Consider the following 17,259-nt stretch of genomic DNA (forward strand, 5'->3'; position numbering starts at 1 on the left):
CTCAATGGTGTGCCAGCCGATCGAGCAGGGCAGCCAGGTTGGCATCCGTCTGTTGCGGCGAGGGAGCACTGGCCGCGAGGTGATCGAGGATCTGGGTGTAGGTCTCGACGTCGTCGCGCTTGTCCAGGTAGATCGCGCTCGTCAGATGCTCCAGGTAGACGACATCCGGTAGGTCGCGCTGCGGGAATCGCATCAGGCTGAACGCCCCACCGGTCGCGGCATGGCCCGGACCACTGAGCGGGATGATCTGCAGGGTGATATTCGGCTGCCGGACCGCCTCGCGCAAGGCGGTCAGCTGTTGGCGCAGCACGGCGGCACCACCGATCGGGCGATGCAGTGCCGCCTCCTCGACCACTGCCCAGAGTTTCAGTGGGGGCTCGCGATCAAGCACCCGCTGCCGGCGGCTGCGCAGGGCAACGACCCGCTCGGTCTCCTCAGGACTGCGCGGAGCTCCGGCCGTCAGCTGGGCGACCGCCCGCGCATACTCCGCGGTCTGCAGCAGGCCCGGCACGAACTGGATCTCATAGGTCCGGATCAACTCCGCCGCAGCCTCCAGCCCGAGGTAGGCGTCGAACCAGTCCGGCGTGACATCGCCGTACCGATGCCACCAGCCGCGATTGTTCGCCTCGCGGGCGAGCTCGAGCAGACGGTCTCGCTCGTGCGCCTCACTCACGCCGTACAGACTCAGGAGGTCCTCGACGTCACGCTCCTTGAAGCCGACGCGGCCGAGCTCCAGCCTGCTGATCTTCGACTCCGACGCCCGAATCGCCCAGCCGGCGTCGGTCCGGCTGACTCCCGCCCGCTCACGCAACCGCCGCAGATGACTTCCCAGCATCATCCGCAAAGCCGTCGGCCCCACCACACCTTGCCCCGCCATGCGGCCACTCTACAGGACTATCGAACATATGTTCTAGTCCGTGAGATCCAGTCGAACGTGACGTGGAGCGATCTATCTACTTGATGGGCATTGTCCCGCAGACGTTGCCCTCCTTCTGGGTGAAGCTGCCGTCCTTGTTCTTCGCCCAGAACTGCAAGCAGATCAGGTCGCCGACGGCGAAGTCCTTGTTGACCTCGAAGCGGTGCTCGACTTCGTCCTTCACCGTGTCACCGGTCCGCTTGAATCCGTGCGGACCGAAGACCTGAAAGAACCCTTCTTTGGCGAGACCGTCGTAACGCACTCCGAGCACGGATTCGACGTGCAGGTTCTTGCCGTACATGGTGATGCACAGCTTCTTATCCTCGCTGCAGGCCCCGCCGCGGCCGGCAGACGCGGGCACGGCCATTGCTACGGCAATCGCTGCGGTGACGACGACTGTTGCCACACCGCGATAGGCCACCTGTCGGACAAGACTCATGTATTCCTCCACTCAGCGGCTCCCGGCCGGTCCGGGACCCATCGTGGACCTTACGTCGAATAGCACCGGCTGAACGATGAAAGTGCTTGCAGCAAAGTGCAAATTTCGCGGGACTCCGCCTCGTTGCGCGCGGCAACCATCAGTCCGGCTCGATGACGGTGGGACGCGCGGCCGGGCGGTCGGCGAAACGTCACCGAGGTCCTGACACATCAACTGTCACCGAGGTCCTGATGCAGAACCGTCACGCATGTCCTGAGACGTAACAGCTGAACGCTCCCGGTCGACAGGAAGAAGGGGGCGGGGACGGGCGGTCGCCGGAGGCTTCGGAGCCGGTGGAGTGCCATGCAGGTTGCCACCGCGCGCCAGGACCATCAGCCACTCGTCGCCCCGACGGATGACCGCGTTGTCGAAGAAGCCCTCGTTCGGTCCGGCGAAGGTGGTCGGCTTCGACCAGTCGACGCCGTTCGCACTCTCGGCGTACCGCAGTTCGTTGTCCGGAAGGTCGCCGGGACCGATCTCGTGCGGGTTCGCCTGGTACCACATTCGGTAGCGCCCGTTGGCGTACACAACGACTGGCTCCAGGACACTCGGCCGATGCTCGTCCCCGGTGATGATCGGCGCATCCCGCCGTACCCAGGCATCTCCCTGACGTTCCAGTACGCCGATCGAGTAGCGACTGCGTGGGCCGAACTGACGGGCGGTCGCCCGGCCGGTGTAATACATCCGCTCAGGCTCGGCGCCTGCGGGGAGCGTGGCCCGGTAGAGGCGGTTTCGCAGGGTGCTGGAGAAGCCGCCGAGGTACATGATCCAGCGGCCGTTGACGTGATGAACGTCCGGATCGCCGACGCCGAGCAGCCCCCGCGGCATCGGGCCGTCGACCATGTCCCAGAGCTTGCGAGCGCTTCCCGGAACTGCAGTGAACGTGCTCACCGTGACCTCCCGAATCAATCCACGCGACTGCGTGGTGACTCCCCTGGGGATCAGGTAGGTCTGTCATTCCAACGTAACACGGGGTTCCTGGCCGGCTGGATCGGGCAAGGCGGCGAGGATGGTCGCCAGTCGGTGTGGGTCGCGGCGAGCGATGTTGTGACCGACGGCGATCTCGTGAACCTGCCAGCCCGGGTCGTCGCGCAGCCGCTCGGTCAGTTCGAGGAACGGGCTCCCCGGCCAGACGCCACCACTGATGTAGGTCCGGCGGTACGGCGGGCTCGGGTTGCCCTGCAGGCTGATCGACTGGACGAAGCTCGGCAACGGATGTGGTCGTGCCCGCGGATCGAGCCCGTCGGGAACCGCCACCCAGCGGCCGTCGGCACGCGAGCCGGCGATGAACATTTCGCGGAAGGCATCGCTGGTCAGGGACCAGCACGAATCTCCGTCGTCCGGGACGTAGGCGTCGATGAAGACGACGTGATCGAGGCGGTCGCCGAGTCGGTCCGCGACGCCGGCGATCACCAGGCCGGCGTAGCTGTGCCCGCACAGCGCGACCGAGGTCTCCTCGCTGTGCTCGATGAGCTCGGCGACCTGGTCGATGTGAGTGTCGAGGTTCGGTGGGCGATCGGGATCGGCCGGATCGTCCGGCCCCAGGCCGGCCAGCGTCACCGCTTCGACAGCGTGGCCTGCGCTGCGTAGCTCCGCGGCGACCTCGTCGAAGACCCACCCACCTTGCCAACCACCCGGAACCAGGACGAACTCCACGCCTCCATGCTAGGCCGCTCGGGTCTCGGCCAGGGTGAGCCAGTAGTCGACGTCGGCGGGGGAGAAGTGGCGGATCGCCCAGTCGGTCATCCGCAGACTCATGTGCGCCCAGAGCGGCCGGAGCTCGTCCGGCGGGATGTCGTCGAGGATCGCATCGAGCTGCGCGATCACCGACGGGTCCGGCTTTCTGCCGTGCAGGCCGAAGCGCAGGGTGACCAGGTCGAGCCGGTGGTCGCCACGACCGGCGCCGTCCCAGTCGATGATGCCGGTCAGCTTGCCGTCGACCGCGAGCAGGTTGCCGGGATGGAAGTCGACGTGGACCGCGTCATCCCCGGCAAGCAGTTCCGGATGGGTGGCTCCGACCGCGACGATCCAGTCGTCGAGTCGCGCCGTACGGCGATCGTGCGACCTCAAGGGACCGTGGAGACAGAACCCCGGCCCGTCGAAGCTCAGGTAGAGGTCGAGACTCGGGACCTCGGGATGATGGGCGAGCAGCCGCCGAAGCCTCTGGTTGACGTCGAGAGCCTGGCCGAGGAGACCTTCGTCGAGAGCCGCGATCGGTGCCCCAGGCAACATTTCCTGGACGGTCGCGATCGCGTCCCCGAGCTGCAGGGCGAGCTCGGTCCGCGGTACCGGCAGCCCGGCCAGCCGGGCTGCCTCGGACACAGCCAAGGGACCGGCCTGGTACGCCGCGAGCTCGATCCCTGGCCGCCATTTCATCACCCCGTGTCCGCCCTCCCAACGCACATAGGCCGCGCCGACCTCCCCACCGGAACACAAGCCCTCGACCTCGAGCAGCACTCCGCTCCGATCCGCGACCTCCCGTACCACTCGCTCGACATCAAGCCGAGCGACCCGGCTCCACGTAGAAGTCATCCGCCGACGCTACAAGAATTGCTTCAGGACCCCGCGGATCCTTGGCACGTAGTCGTCCACCGGCCCGAAATGGGCGACGACGCTGAGCAGCTCGCGGAGATTCAGAAGCTCCATGCGCTCGCGCCAGCCTGGTTCGGGCGGTCGGAGCTCGTGGTAGGCGGCGAAGAAGCTCTCCGGTATGCCTCCGGTGCAGTAGGCCATGCTGAGATCGGCCTCGGCCCACGTCCAGCTCATGGCCGGGTCGATGAAGGCCGGGTCGCCGTCCGTGGTCGACAGCACGTTGCCGCGCCACAGGTCACCGTGATTGAGGACGGCCGGAGCGGCCGGAACCAGCTCGCCGAGGCGGTCACACAATCGCTCAAGCCCGGCGATGTCCGCGGCAGTCAGTGCCTGGATGGCTTTCGGCTCGTCCAGGTAGCGGAGGATTCGCTGGGTGGCGAAGAACCTGTGCCCGTCGTCGTCCCAGGCGTTCCGCTGCGGGAGCCGCCCGAGCCAGCCGTCGTGATCCCAGCCGAATCGGGGCGAGGTCACCTCGTGCAGCCGCGCCAGCATCCGGCCGGCCTGCTCCCAGAAGTCATCGACATCCGGCAGCTCGGAGGAGAGAGCCTCCAGCGTCAGACTGCGCGGGCTCACAGCCAGCACCGCGGGTGTGTGGACGCCGTTGTCGCTCATCAGCTCCAGGCCCGCCGCCTCCTCGGCGAAGAGACCAGGCGGAGCCGTGCGCGATGTCTTGACGACGACGGTCCTGTTGTCGGCGAGGGTGGCCAGCCAGGTGCTGTTCGCGAAGCCGCCAGTCAGCCGCTCCGCCGCGGTCACGACCAACCCAGCTGGAGCGAAGTCGTCGCTCCAGCTCTCGTCCGATTCAGTCACGCAGGAACTCGGCGCGCCAGCGTTTGCTGGTGGGGTCGGTGGGGCTGGGGGATGCCTCCAGCTCGATCAGGCGGAGATCCGGGGCGGAGGCGAAGGATTCGAGGGTTGCTCTGGTGAGCGGCCACGGGGGACCCTCGACCTCAGCGTCAGGTTGACCTTCGGCTCGGGATGAGGCGATGACGACGAGGGTGCCGCCGGGCGCGACGAGGTCGCCGACCTTCTGTACGGCGCTGGGCTGCAGGGGGATGGGCAAGGCCTGCACGGTGTAGATCTCGACGACGAGGTCGAACGCGTGGTGCCACTCCGCCGGTTGGTCGAGCAGGTCGGCGACGACGTACTGGACCTGTGAGTCGGGGTGGTTGCGTTGCGCGGTCTCGACGGCGGTGGGGGAGATGTCGAAGGCGGTCGTCTGATAGCCGCGGTCGGCGACCAGCTCGGCGTCCCAGCCGGTGCCCGCGCCGATGACCACCGCGGCCCTGCCGGTGCCGTTCGGCTCGGAGGCCTCGAACCACTCGCTGAGTAGCGGGTTCGCGGAGCCGCGGTCCCAAGGGATGACAGCCTCACCGCCGGCCGCGGCGGAGTACAGGTCCTCGAACCACCCGGTCGGGTCGTCGCGCTCCAGCGCCGCCCGCGCGAATCGTCGTGGCTCCCGCGTCGGATCATCACTCATCCAGCTCACCCTCCCCATCGGTGGCGCCTTCGTGGATCGCGCGCACTGCCTGCACCGTATCGACATCGTCCGGCCGTTTGTCCTCGCGATAGCGCAGCACGCGTGCGAATCGCAGCGCCATCCCGGCCGGATAGCGCGGCGAGGTCTGAACGCCGTCGAACGCGATCTCGACCACGATCTCGGGCCGGATGTAGACGGTGTAGGAGTCCTGCCGCTCGGCCAGCTCCTGGAAGCGCTCGGTCTGCCAGCGCAGCAGCTCGTCCGTCAGACCTTTGAAGGTCTTGCCGAGCATGACGAACTCGCCGGTGGTCTCGTCCCGCGCGCCGAGGTGCAGGTTCGACAGCCAGCCGGTCCGGCGGCCGTGACCCCACTCCGCGGCCAGCACGAGTAGGTCGAGGGTGTGGGTCTGTTTGACCTTCACCCAGCCGGAGCCGCGACGACCAGCCTCATACGGCACCGTCAGCGACTTGACCATCACGCCTTCGTGCCCGCGTCGTACGGCGTCTTGGAAGAACTGCTGGCCTTCCTCTGGATCGTCCGTCACGAGCCGGGGGATGCGGCGCTCCGCGGGGATGAGCTTGCTGAGCCAGGCATGCCGCTCGGCACCATCGAGACCGAGGAGGTCCTGCCCGTCCTGATGCAGGATGTCGAAGAAGTACGGCGTCAGCGGCACCGACTCCGGACCCGTGGCGGCGCGCGTCGCTGTGCGGGAGCCGGTGACTTGGAATGCCTCTGGCCGTCCGTCTGGGCGCAGCGCGATCAGCTCGCCGTCCAGCACGACCTGTTGCGCAGGTAGCTCCAGCACAGCGGTCACCACCTCGGGCACCCGCGCAGTGATGTCGTCGAGCGTCCGCGTGTAGACCACGACGTCGTCACCGTTGCGGTGGACCTGAATCCGGATCCCGTCCAGCTTCCACTCGAGCGCGGCCGGCGCACCGGTCTTGGCGAAAGCCTCGGCAACGGTGGTCGCGGACTGAGCGAGCATCGGTTGCACACCCTGCCCGACCTGCAGACCGAACTGCGCGAGCCCGGCCTCGCCTTCGGTCAGCACGGCGACTGCGACCGGAGCCGCTGATCCGCGGAGCATGGTCGCGGCTCGGATCTTGTCCAGTGGAATCCCGGTCGCCCGTGCGACGGCGTCCGCCATCACCCCGTCCAGCGCGCCCTGGCGTAGCTCGCCACCGACCAGCAGGCGCAGGAACGTTTGCTCGGCCTCCGTCGCTTGCCCGAAGAGCGCGTCGACGGCCTCGCGGCGCCGGGCCTGGGAACCGGCACCGGACATCTCTGCTAGCTCGGCGAACGCCTGATCGACCGCCTCAACCGTCAGTGACGGCTCTGCCGCTGGGCTCGGCGCATCTGCCAACGTCCGCCAGCCCACCCCGGTCCGCCGCTGGCGCAGCTCGCCGGACAGGTACGTCACGACGATCGCGGTCTCCACCGGATCGGTGGCCTGCGCGAGCAGCGCGGCAATGAACTCGGCCTTCTTCAGCCGCGACCTAGTCCCGGCCAAGGCGGCCGAGGTCCGAACCACCTCGCTGAGCAACATGCCTCCAGTCTCACCTACGCCACCGACATTTTCCGGGCACTGAACCCACTTCGCCTCCGACCATGCGATTCACGGAGGATCACTGCCGGTATTTGGCAGCAGGTCTCCGTGGATCTTCCGTTTTGAGCGTGGTCAGCCGGTACGGCGTACGCGGGTGGCTGGGCACTTTGGCTGGTCAGTAACCCCGCCTCCCCGAATGTGCTGTCCCGTCCGGCCGCTCGGATTCGGCCGATGGGTAAGCGGTGGCTGGTCGCCGCTGCGGCCGGTTTGACTGAGACGGGTGGCTGGGGCGGTCTACGGCTGAGGGGGATGGTTCGGTCGGCTACCGCGGTTCCCCGTTGCCTGTGGTTGACGGGCTGTGGTTCCGCCGATGATCAGGAGGCTTTGTAGCTGGCCCGCCTCGGTGGTTGCTGCCGGCATAAGCAGTTGGCCGGGGGATGTCGTCGGCGGGTGAATTCTCTGTGCTGCCCGCGAGCGAAGCCACCGTGCGGTCGGCGAGTGAAGCCTCCATGCTGCCCGAGCGCCACCGTGCCGGGCGCGAGTGAAGCCACCGTGCGAGTGTGAGGAGTGGGGCGTCGAGTGTGAGGAGTAGGTCGTCGGAAATCGATATCCGGCGGCACGGTCCTCACACTGGGGTGCTGGTTGCACGGTGGCTTCACTCGCGGGGGGTGGTGATGGTCGGACTGGGGAGCCTGACCTGCCGAAACGGCCGGTAGAACTCCCCAGACCCCGCTGGCCCGCTGGATCCGCGCCGCCACCGGCGGCCGGAGACATCAAGCGGGGGCCGGAGACAACAAGTCGTGGCCGGAGGCCTGTGGCAACAGGTCTCTAGCCGTCACAAGGTGTCTCACGCCACCACTGGTGGCGCGAGACCGCCCGTCCGCTTTGCTGGCCGGTACTTTTTCTGGGGATAGCGACCGGAACTTGCCGACTACCGTCACCCGCCGACCTCAGCCGTAGCCCGGAAGCTCAGGCAACGGGAACCTCGGTCACCGGCTTCGCCATCCCCCTCAGCCGTAGAACTGCATCAGCCACCCGCCTCAGTAATACCGGCCGCAGCGGCGACCAGTCACCGCAGGACCTACCTGGCCGCGGTGGCTGGGCATGGTGGGGGAGATCAGGGGGCTGGTGGCAGGTCGTCCAGGAAGTCGCCGGTGGGGGTGAAGAAGTTGGTGCCGGTGACGGCGGTGGAGAAGTCGAGGATGCGGTCGTGGTTGCCTTCGGGTTCGCCGATGAACATGCGGCGGAGCATGAGTTCGGTGATCGCGGGGGACTTGGCGTAGCCGATGAAGTAGGTGCCGAACTCCTCGGTGCCGATCTGGCCGAAGGGCATGTTGTCGCGGAGGATCTGCAATTCGTTGCCGTCGGCATCTTCGATGACGTTGAGGACGATGTGGGCGTTGGACGGCTTGGCGTCGTCGTCCAGCTCGATGTCGTCGAGTTTGGTGCGGCCGATCGCGAGCTCCTGCTGCTCGGTGGTCAGCGTGTTCCACGCTTTCATGTCGTGCATGTACTTCTGCACGATCACATAACTGCCACCCGCGAAGTCGGGGTCCTCGGCACCGATCAGTACGGCGTCCTTCGCCTCGTCACCGGCCGGGTTCTCGGTTCCGTCGACGAAGCCGAGCAGGTCGCGCATCTCGAAGTACTTGAAGCCGTGCACCTCGTCGACGACGGTGGCGGCGGTTCCGAGTACGTTCATGATCTGGCGGGCGAGCTCGAAGCACTGGTCGAGGTGGCCGGCACGGATGTGGAAGAGGAGGTCGCCGGGCGTCGAGACCGCGTGGTGTGTCTTGCCCTGCAGCTCGATGAACGGGTGCAGCTCAGCCGGCCGCGGTCCGCTGAACAGCCGGTCCCAGGCGTCGGATCCGATGCTCGTCACGCACGACAGGCCGCCGGACGGTACCCGGAAGCCCACCGACCGCGTGAGACCGCTGACCCGTTCGAGCAGATCGCGGGCGGTCTCCTCACCGCCGTCCTCGATCCGTACGACGAGGAAGATGGCCGACCCGGTCAACGGCGTCAGCACCGACTGCGGCAGCGCCCGCGTCGTTGCCGCCGGTCCTGGGGTTGGATCAGTCACCACAGCGCTCTCCTCAGACCTGACCTCGACAGTCCGCCCATCCTCGCAGCCGCGCGCCGAAGCCGAGGAACCGGACTACTCCTCTTGGGCCGATCTTCTAGAGTCCTTGCATGGACCCGCAATCAGGCGAGCCGCGCCCCGACGATTCCCCCCACCCCCCGCCGGCGCCAAACCCCCCGCCCCCGGGCCACCAGACACCCCCGCAAGCAACCCCGCCTTCGCCGGGCAACCCGCCGCCGGGATACCAACCCCAGCCGGGATACGCGCCGCCGCCTGGCTCCAACCCGGGACCGGGCTATCCGCCCGCCCAAAGTTACCCACCGGCTCAGAACTACCCTTCGCCGCAGAGCTATCCGCCCGCGCAGGGTTATCCGCCGCCGCATGGCTACCCACCGGCGCAGGCGTATCCGCCTGCTCAGGGCTATCCGCCGGTCCAGGGTTACTCGCCTCAGCCGGGATACCAGCAAGCGCCGGGGTACCAGCAAGCGCCGGGGTACCAGCCTCAGCCCGGGTACCCGCAGCCTCCGGGGTACCAGCAGCCGGCTGGGTATCCGGCGTACCAGGGTGGGCAGCAGGCGTGGCCGCCGCCGCAGCAGCAGTGGTACGGGCGGCCGAAGGAGCCTCGGGTTGTTCCGGCTCCGCCTGGTACGCCGTTTCATCGGCTGGCGCGGACGGCGAAGCATGAGTGGTGGCGTCCGGTTGCGGGTTCGTTCTCGCTCCTGCTCGCCGTGCTTGTCGTGTCGGTCGCACTCCTGACGATCTGGACGATCGCCCACGCGATCATCACCGGCGACGCGCCTTCGTTCGAGGGCTCCGGCACCGAGATCTTCGGCAACCCGGCTGAGGATCTCGCGATGAACCTCGTGCTGCTGGGCGTCCTGACGCCGTTCGTCCCGCTGACCGCCTGGCTGCTGCAGCGCCGTCCGGCGTGGAGCGTGGCGTCGGTGCTCAACCGCATCCGCTGGCGCTGGCTCGCGTGGTGCTGTCTGCCGGCCTTCGGCTACATCGTTCTGAGCTTCGGCCTCGGGCAACTGGTCGATCAGCTCATCCCGGCCGAGGACACGACGGCAGGCGACGACGGTTCCTGGATCGGGTTCGCGAAGTTCGTCGTACCGCTTCTGATCGTCGTCTTCCTGGTGCCGTTCCAGGCGACCGCCGAGGAGTTCGTGTTCCGCGGCTGGCTGATCCAGGCGATCGGGGCCTACGGTCCGGACAGTGTGGAGGGCCGCGCCCGCTGGGTGCGCGTGCTCTTCCGCTCGCCGTGGCCGGGGATCGTGATCGCCGGTGGAGCCTTCGTATCGGCGCACGGCTACACCGGCTGGGCGATGCTCGACATCTTCCTGTTCGCGGTCCTGGCCGGCTGGCTGACGGTGCGCACCGGGGGACTGGAGGCAGCGATCGCGCTGCACGTGCTCAACAACCTGTACGCCTTCTTGCTGCCGGCCGCGTTCGGCGGTCTGGACGGTTGGTCGGAGCAAGGTGGTGCGCCGTGGACGATCCTCCTGTCGGACATCCCGAGCCTCGCGTTCGTGCTGTTCACCGTGACCTGGCTGGCGAAACGGCAGCGGATCGCTCGCGTCAGCTGAACCAGAGGCGGAATGTCGGAGGCATCTGACAGGGTTGCCGGCGTGACCAAGATTGAAGCTGTTCTGTTCGACTGGGGTGGCACGCTGGCGACCTGGCACGACGTCGACCTGTCCGCGTTGTGGCGGTCGGTGGCGGTGCTGATCGACGAGGAGCGTGCCGACGAGCTGGCGAAGCGTCTGGTGGACGCGGAGCACTCGATCTGGATGCGGTCCCGTGATCAGCATCTGAGCAGCACGCTGGAGGAGGTGTGCCTGCTCGCCGAGGTGGAGCTCACCGAGGCCGCCCACGCGGAGTATGAGCGCGGCTGGCACCCGCACACCATCCTCGAGCCGGACGCGATCGAGACGCTGCACGGCCTGCGGGAGCGTGGCCTGAAGATCGGCGTCCTGTCGAACACGATCTGGTCGCGGCGGCGACACGAGGAGATCTTCGCGCGGGACGGCGTCCTGGAGCTGCTGGACGGCGCCGTGTACACGAGCGAGATCCCGTACACGAAGCCGCACGAGGAGGCGTTCCTGGCGGCCATGAATGCAGTCGGGGTCACAGAGCCGGCCGCGTGCCTGTTCGTCGGCGACCGGCTGTTCGACGACGTCTGGGGCGCGCAGAACGTCGGGATGCGTGCCGCGCACATCCCGCACAGTGCGATTCCGGCCAACCAGATCGGTCACACCGTCGGTACGCCGGATGCCACCGTGCACCGATTGGCCGAGCTGCTCCCGTTGATCGACAGCTGGAACTGACCCTCCGGAACTAGAAGGACCCCTGGGCCGGGAGGGCGGCTCAGGGGTCCTTCGGAGGGGTTTCGGGGTGTTTGTTACGCGGCCAGCGTCGGGTCGGCCATCAGGCGCAGCCGTCCCAGCGCCTCGCGCTCGATCTGGCGGACGCGCTCGGCGGAGATGCCGTGCACGGCGCCGATGTCGGCGAGTTTGGCCTGCCGGCCGTCATGCAGCCCGTAGCGGCGCCGGATCACGTCGGCCGACCGCGGGTCGAGCTGATCGACCAGGCTGAACAGCCCGGAGCGGTCAGACGCGTCCGCGACCAGCTGGTCCGGACCCGGCGCGGTCTCGGCCGCGATCAGGTCACCCAGCGAGGTCTCACCCTCGTCGTCGATCGGGTTGTCCAGGCTGATGTGGTCCCGGCCGATGCGGATGAGCTCCGTCACCCGCTCCTCGTCCAGGTCCAGCTCCGCCGCGATCTCTTCGATCTCCGGCTCGCGGCCGAGCTTGCGCTCCAGCGTCCGCCGGGCCGACCCGATCTGGTTCAGCTGCTCCACCACGTGCACCGGCAGCCGGACCACACGGGCCTGCTGCGCGATACCGCGGGTGATGGCCTGCCGCACCCACCAGGTCGCGTACGTCGAGAACTTGAATCCTTTTCGGTAGTCGAACTTCTCCACCGCGCGGATCAGTCCCGTGTTGCCTTCCTGGACCAGGTCCAGCAGCGGCATCTGGGAACGTCCGTACCGGCGAGCGATGGACACCACCAGGCGCAGGTTCGCGGTCACGAACCGCTGCTGGGCACGCTGGCCTTCCTCCGCCAGCCACTCCAGCTCCTCCGCCGTGGCATATTTGGGCGCTCCGCCCTTCTTACGTCCAACCCGCCCCTCGGCCAGCAGTTGCTCCGCGAGGAGTCCTGCTTCGACCGTCTCAGCGAGCTCGACCTCTTCTTCAGCCGTCAGCAGCGGGGTGCGGGCGATCTCTTCGAGATACAGACCAACACTGTCCTTGCCGTCGATACCGTCGTCCGTGCTGCGAACGCGAGTCATGCGAGCCACCGAAACTCCCTTCGTCGTTACATGGAGAGCAACGCTCGAGTGAGGTTCAAGATTCCACGGCAGTGTGTAAACTCCCTGAACTTTCCCTGAGAGTTCCCGGCGCGGGGATCTCCGCAATCCGGTACCCAACCGCACGCTCTTACGCGGGAACAGACGCAATCACAGGCATTCACCGGCAACTGTCCACCGGCTCGCCGCCCAGAAGTCTGAGAATCCGTACAGAAAAAGCCTGGTTCGAGTGTTTGTACTGTGTCGCACAACACATCGAACCAGGCAGTTATTCCTGCAACAGCGCTCAGTTCCCGGCAAGTCCGAGGGTGTCGAGCTCCCAGGCGAAGGCGAACGCGAGCTCCCGCCAGGCGTCGTACCGGCCGCTGCGGCCGCCGTGCCCGGCCTCCATCTCGGTCTTCAGCAGGACGTCGACGTCACCGGCGGCGGTCGCCCGGAGCCGCGCCACCCACTTGGCCGGCTCGACGAAGAACACCCGGGTGTCGTTCAGGCTGGTGATCGCCAGGATCGGCGGATATTGCTGAGCTGTCACGTTCTCGTACGGCGAATAGGACTTCATGTACGCGTAGACCTCAGGGTCCTCGAGCGGGTTTCCCCACTCTTCCCATTCGATCACCGTCAGTGGCAGCGACGGGTCGAGAATGGTGGTCAGCGCGTCCACGAACGGAACCACGGCGATGATTCCGCCGAACGCCTGCGGGGCCAGGTTCGCCACCGCGCCCATCAGCAGGCCGCCGGCGCTGCCGCCCTGTGCGACGATCCGCTCGGGCTTCGTCCAGCCCTCCTTGACCAGGTGCTCGGCGGCCGCGACGAAGTCGGTGAACGTGTTCCGCTTGGTCAGCGTCTTGCCGTTGTCGTACCAGTGCCGGCCCATCTCGCCGCCGCCGCGCACGTGCGCGATCGCGAAGACGACGCCGCGGTCGAGCAGTGAGAGTCGCGGGATCGAGAACCACGGGTCCGTCGAGCTCTCGTACGAGCCGTAGCCGTAGAGCTCGACCGGCGCGTTCCCGTCCTTGGCGACATCCTTGCGCGCCACCATCGAGATCGGCACCAGCGTGCCGTCCGGTGCGGTCGCCCACTCCCGGTACTGCGTGTAGTCGTCGAGGTTCACCCCGCCCAGCACGGGCTGCTGCTTCAGCAGACGCCGCTCCCCGGTGGCGACATCCACGTCGTACGTCGTTCCCGGCGTCACGAGCGAGGTGTAGCCGAACCGGTACCGGGTGTCGTTCCACTCGTCGTTGCGGCCGGGGGAGACCGTGTAGATCGGCTCGTCGAACTCGAGCGCCTCGGGAGCCCCGAAGCCTTCCGCGGTACGGCGCATGATCGCGAGCTCGGTGAGCGCGTCCCGACGGCGGTAGACGATGACGTGGTCCGCGAACGCGTCGGCGCCGAGCAGACGGCTGGTGTCGTCGCCCTCGAGGATCGTCGTCCACTCACCCGGTGCGTCCAGCGCGGCCGTGGCCAGCGAGAAGTTCGCCGCGTCGGCGTTGTGCGTGATCAGCAGTTGATCGCCCGCGTGCTCGACGTCGTACTCGACGCCTTCGCGGCGCGCCGCGACCAGGACCAGCTCACCGGTCGGGTCGTTGGCGTCGAGCAGGTAGACCTCGCTGGTGAGCTTGCTGCCGAGCGCGATCATGATCGCCTGCTCGTTGCGGGTCAGGTCGACGCCGACCCAGAACCGCTCGTCCGGCTCCTCGAGCACCAGTACGTCGTCCGCCGTACCGAGAGCGTGCCGCCAGATCTGGTGCGGGCGCCAGGCGTCGTCGACCTTGGTGTAGAAGATCGTCGAACCGTCGGCGGACCACGCCGAGCCGTAGTGCACCTCCGGCAGCTCGTCGGCGAGCAGCTCGCCGGTGCTCAGGTCCTTGATGCGCAGGGTGAAACGCTCGTCACCCTTGAGGTCGACGGAGTAGGCGAGCAGCTGGCCGTTGGGGGAGACGTCGACGGTGCCGAGCGAGAAGAACTCCGAGTCGCCCGCGACCAGGTTGCCGTCGAGCAGCACCTCTTCACCGGCGATCTCCGCGTCGAGCGCCGGCGGCTCGTCGCCGCTGACCTTCACCCGGCAGTGGATGCCGTACTGCTCGCCCTCGACCGTGCGCGCGTAGTACCAGTACTCGCCGCGCCGGGCCGGCACACTCAGGTCGGTCTGCAGGGTGCGGTCCGAGATCTCGGTGAAGATTGCCTCACGCAACGATTCGAGGTGCGCCGTACGAGCCTCGGTGTATTCGTTCTCGGCCCGGAGGTACCCGAGTACCTCGTCGTCGGTCTTGTCCCGCAGCCACTCGTAGTCGTCGACGAACGTGTCGCCGTGGTGGGTGCGTTCGACGGGCTTCTTGGCGGCAAGCGGCGGCTGTGCTGCAGTGTTCAACTCGGACATGCGGGCGAGACTACCCGCCCGGGAGCCGGCGCGCTGCGGTTAGATCTCGTACCTTGCGACGACAGGTGCGTGGTCGCTCCAGCGCTCGGCGTACGTCGGGGCGCGGTGGATCACGCAGTCGGTGGCGACGTCGGCCAGGCCGGGGGAGGCGATCTGGTAGTCGATGCGCCAGCCGGCGTCGTTGTCGAAGGCCTTGCCGCGCCACGACCACCAGGAATACGGGCCGGGACCGTCACCGCCGAAGCGCCGGCCGAGGTCGACCCAGCCGGCCTCGAACAAACGATCCATCCAGGCCCGCTCTTCCGGGAGAAAACCGCTCTTCTTCCGGTTCGCCTTCCAGGCCTTGAGGTCTTCTTCGCGGTGGGCGATGTTGAGGTCGCCGCACATGAGCACGTGTCGGCCGTCGGCGCGGAGTTCGGTGAGGCGGGCGGTGATCGCGTCGAGGAACGCGTACTTCTCTTCTTGGCGTGGCGGTGTTTCGAACTCGCCGGTGAAGACATAGGTGCTTATCGCGGTTAGCAGCGATCCGTCGTCCAGTACGACGTCCGCCTCGACCCAGCGCCCGGTATCGGCGAACCGGACCGGGCCGATGTCTATGCGTACGTCTTTGATCGGTCGGCGACTGGCGATGGCGACTCCGGCGCGGCCCTTGTGGCCGTCGATCGCGGGCTCGGCGTGGGCGATGTTCCAGTCGCCGCCGAGGTGATCGCGGAGTACTTCGTCGGTGGCTCGTACTTCCTGCATGAGGAGGAGGTCGGGGTCGGTGTCCTGTAGCCAGGGCGCCATGCCTCGCCGGTAGGCAGCCCTGATCCCGTTCACATTCACCGTAGCGACCGTCAGCACGGAGGAACCCTAGCCTGAGGTTTCCCGCTGGTCGTTTTCGGCACGCGATGCCGCTCGGATCCCGCCACATTCCGGGGGGCCGCATACCCGGCGGGGGCTGTGAACAGGTCATACCTTGTTCAAGGCCACCGGTTCTTGTTCAGGCCCAGGGGTTGTGGCGGCTGGGCGGTGGCTGAGCACTTTGCTTGGTCAGTAGCCCCTCCTTCCCGAATGCGCTCGTCCCGTCCCGCCGCTCGGATTCGGCCGGACGCGGTCGGCGGTGGCTGGTCGCCGCTGCGGCCGGTTTGACTGAGACGGGTGGCTGAGCAGGTCTCTGGCTGAGGGGGATGGTTCGGTCGGTGACCGAGGTTGCGGTTGCTTGGGCTTCTGGGCTGTGGTTGCTCCCGACGATCAGGAGGCCTGTCAGCTGACTCACCGCCGTGGTTGACCGCTGTGGTTGGGGTTGTCTGCTGGCTGGCGGAATATGGCTGGTTATCCGTTGAGATCGGCCAGCAACTTGCGGGGAGATCCTCTCGTTTTCCTGTACCGCAACCGAAGCACGGAAGCTCAGGCGACGGGTACGCGGTCGCCGGCCGAACCATCCCCCTCAGCCACGCACCTGCTCAGCCACCCGTCTCAATAAAATCGGCCGCCCCGGCAACCAACCACCGCATACGTGCCCGGCCTGTCCGGTGCGGCGCGAATCGGAGGCACCGACCACCTTTGCGGGGACCTCCTGCCGCTCAGCGGCAGTAGATCCCCGCAAACAGGCACTAACCGCCACCAGCCACAGATCCATGGGGAGCTGGTGCCACCCAGCGGCAGTAGGTCTCCGCAAACACGCGCCAACCGCTGCCAGCAACAGATCCACGGATAGCTACTGCCAAATACCGGCAGCAATCATCCGTGAACCCGCGCCCGGAAGGACCTGCCCCGCTAATCGGTAATAAAGCGGCGCCCGGTGACGAAAAGTTGCCGGCTAGTGGGGTTGGGTGTGGGTGGTGGAGAGGATGGCGTCCAGGGAGTGTTCGCAGAGGTGTTCCAGGTCGGTGGGGGAGATGGTGGCGTTCTCGATCCAGAGCAGGAGGGTTTGTTCTACGTAGCCTTGCCAGCCGTGGCAGGCGAGTTCTACGACCGGGGTGATGTCGGTGCCGGTTTCGCGGACTGCGCCGATGACCCAGGTACTGAAGACGCCTCGGAGCTCTGAGTGCAGTTTGCGGACTTCGGGGTCGCCGGCGGCTGACATCAGGAGGGTGGCTCGGTAGAGCTGGGGGGCCTCCAGGACCGCGCGGACGAAGGCGCGGATTCCGGCGCGGAGTTGTTCGGCCGGGGGGAGGGACTGGTCGGGGGCGGTGCGGAGGAGGATCTCGGCGGCGGCTTCCTCGATGACGGCGTACTGGAATTTCTTCTTGGAGCCGAAGTAGTGGAAGAGGAGGGCGGGGGAGACCTTTGCCTCGGCGGCGACCAGTTCGACGGTGAGCTCGCGGTGCGGGTCGGCGAGCAGGACCCGGCGGGCGGCTTCGAGGATCTGGGCTCGCCGCTCGTCCGGGCGCAACCGGGCGGATGAGGTCTGGGTCATACGGTCCAGTCTATTG

At 67.4% G+C, this 17,259-nt stretch carries 15 protein-coding genes; 2 read left to right on the plus strand and 13 right to left on the minus strand.

The genetic code is table 11. The annotated features are described in order from the left end of the window. Position 1: 1 nt before the first annotated feature. The 9 genes from OG474_RS38280 to OG474_RS38320 all read right to left on the minus strand — a co-directional run bounded on the left by OG474_RS38280 (position 2) and on the right by OG474_RS38320 (position 9,098). Positions 2–877 (minus strand): helix-turn-helix domain-containing protein, encoded by an 876-nt coding sequence (locus OG474_RS38280; RefSeq protein ID WP_405058536.1) that lies wholly within the window; start codon positions 875–877, stop codon positions 2–4. 76 nt (positions 878–953) lie between these two features. Then, a complete protein-coding gene (locus OG474_RS38285) occupies positions 954–1,355 on the minus strand; it encodes a hypothetical protein (protein ID WP_405058537.1) in 402 nt (133 codons plus the stop codon). Between the two features lie 216 nt (positions 1,356–1,571). Beyond that, positions 1,572–2,285, minus strand: a complete 714-nt coding sequence (locus OG474_RS38290) for a hypothetical protein (RefSeq protein WP_405058538.1) — start codon at positions 2,283–2,285, stop codon at positions 1,572–1,574. Between the two features lie 63 nt (positions 2,286–2,348). Beyond that, positions 2,349–3,050, minus strand: a complete 702-nt coding sequence (locus tag OG474_RS38295; protein WP_405058539.1) for an alpha/beta fold hydrolase — start codon at positions 3,048–3,050, stop codon at positions 2,349–2,351. Between the two features lie 9 nt (positions 3,051–3,059). Next, positions 3,060–3,926, minus strand: a complete 867-nt coding sequence (locus OG474_RS38300; protein ID WP_405058540.1) for a phosphotransferase — start codon at positions 3,924–3,926, stop codon at positions 3,060–3,062. Positions 3,927–3,935: 9 nt separating this feature from the next. Continuing rightward, positions 3,936–4,796: a fructosamine kinase family protein gene (locus OG474_RS38305; RefSeq protein ID WP_405058541.1), complete on the minus strand. Its 861-nt coding sequence runs from the start codon at positions 4,794–4,796 to the stop codon at positions 3,936–3,938. Further along, on the minus strand, positions 4,789–5,466 hold the full coding sequence (locus OG474_RS38310) for a class I SAM-dependent methyltransferase (protein ID WP_405058542.1): 678 nt from the start codon (positions 5,464–5,466) through the stop codon (positions 4,789–4,791). Before OG474_RS38310 ends, OG474_RS38305 begins: the two co-directional genes overlap by 8 nt. Further along, on the minus strand, positions 5,459–7,012 hold the full coding sequence (locus OG474_RS38315; protein ID WP_405058543.1) for an ATP-dependent DNA ligase: 1,554 nt from the start codon (positions 7,010–7,012) through the stop codon (positions 5,459–5,461). Before OG474_RS38315 ends, OG474_RS38310 begins: the two co-directional genes overlap by 8 nt. A gap of 1,117 nt (positions 7,013–8,129) precedes the next feature. Then, complete coding sequence (locus OG474_RS38320) at positions 8,130–9,098, minus strand: Dyp-type peroxidase (protein ID WP_405058544.1); 969 nt, start codon at positions 9,096–9,098, stop codon at positions 8,130–8,132. Positions 9,099–9,832: 734 nt separating this feature from the next. On the opposite strand from OG474_RS38320, the gene OG474_RS38325 reads away from it, so the two are divergent. Beyond that, positions 9,833–10,681: a CPBP family intramembrane glutamic endopeptidase gene (locus OG474_RS38325; protein WP_405058545.1), complete on the plus strand. Its 849-nt coding sequence runs from the start codon at positions 9,833–9,835 to the stop codon at positions 10,679–10,681. Positions 10,682–10,723: 42 nt separating this feature from the next. Then, positions 10,724–11,422 (plus strand): HAD family hydrolase, encoded by a 699-nt coding sequence (locus OG474_RS38330; protein ID WP_405058546.1) that lies wholly within the window; start codon positions 10,724–10,726, stop codon positions 11,420–11,422. A gap of 74 nt (positions 11,423–11,496) precedes the next feature. Here the strand turns inward: OG474_RS38330 and OG474_RS38335 are convergent, their stop codons facing one another. The 4 genes from OG474_RS38335 to OG474_RS38350 all read right to left on the minus strand — a co-directional run bounded on the left by OG474_RS38335 (position 11,497) and on the right by OG474_RS38350 (position 17,243). Next, positions 11,497–12,456, minus strand: a complete 960-nt coding sequence (locus OG474_RS38335; RefSeq protein WP_405058547.1) for an RNA polymerase sigma factor RpoD/SigA — start codon at positions 12,454–12,456, stop codon at positions 11,497–11,499. 295 nt (positions 12,457–12,751) lie between these two features. Continuing rightward, positions 12,752–14,842, minus strand: coding sequence for a S9 family peptidase (locus tag OG474_RS38340; RefSeq protein ID WP_405058548.1), 2,091 nt, complete (start codon positions 14,840–14,842; stop codon positions 12,752–12,754). 39 nt (positions 14,843–14,881) lie between these two features. Next, the gene (gene xth, locus OG474_RS38345) at positions 14,882–15,685 is read right to left on the minus strand and encodes an exodeoxyribonuclease III (protein ID WP_405058549.1); all 804 of its coding nucleotides are present in this window, start codon (positions 15,683–15,685) and stop codon (positions 14,882–14,884) included. A 958-nt stretch (positions 15,686–16,643) separates the two neighbouring features. Beyond that, positions 16,644–17,243, minus strand: coding sequence for a TetR/AcrR family transcriptional regulator (locus OG474_RS38350; RefSeq protein ID WP_405058550.1), 600 nt, complete (start codon positions 17,241–17,243; stop codon positions 16,644–16,646). Positions 17,244–17,259: the final 16 nt, after the last annotated feature.

The sequence above is a fragment of the Kribbella sp. NBC_01505 genome, from assembly GCF_045040285.1.
GTDB lineage: Bacteria > Actinomycetota > Actinomycetes > Propionibacteriales > Kribbellaceae > Kribbella.

What these genes read in the sequence shown, in the direction of transcription:
- OG474_RS38280 (WP_405058536.1), bottom strand. Translation starts at nt 877, where the DNA reads ATGGCGGGGCAAGGTGTGGTGGGGCCGACGGCTTTGCGGATGATGCTG.
- OG474_RS38285 (WP_405058537.1), bottom strand. Translation starts at nt 1,355, where the DNA reads ATGAGTCTTGTCCGACAGGTGGCCTATCGCGGTGTGGCAACAGTCGTC.
- OG474_RS38300 (WP_405058540.1), bottom strand. Translation starts at nt 3,926, where the DNA reads ATGACTTCTACGTGGAGCCGGGTCGCTCGGCTTGATGTCGAGCGAGTG.
- OG474_RS38310 (WP_405058542.1), bottom strand. Translation starts at nt 5,466, where the DNA reads ATGAGTGATGATCCGACGCGGGAGCCACGACGATTCGCGCGGGCGGCG.
- OG474_RS38315 (WP_405058543.1), bottom strand. Translation starts at nt 7,012, where the DNA reads ATGTTGCTCAGCGAGGTGGTTCGGACCTCGGCCGCCTTGGCCGGGACT.
- OG474_RS38340 (WP_405058548.1), bottom strand. Translation starts at nt 14,842, where the DNA reads ATGTCCGAGTTGAACACTGCAGCACAGCCGCCGCTTGCCGCCAAGAAG.
- OG474_RS38350 (WP_405058550.1), bottom strand. Translation starts at nt 17,243, where the DNA reads ATGACCCAGACCTCATCCGCCCGGTTGCGCCCGGACGAGCGGCGAGCC.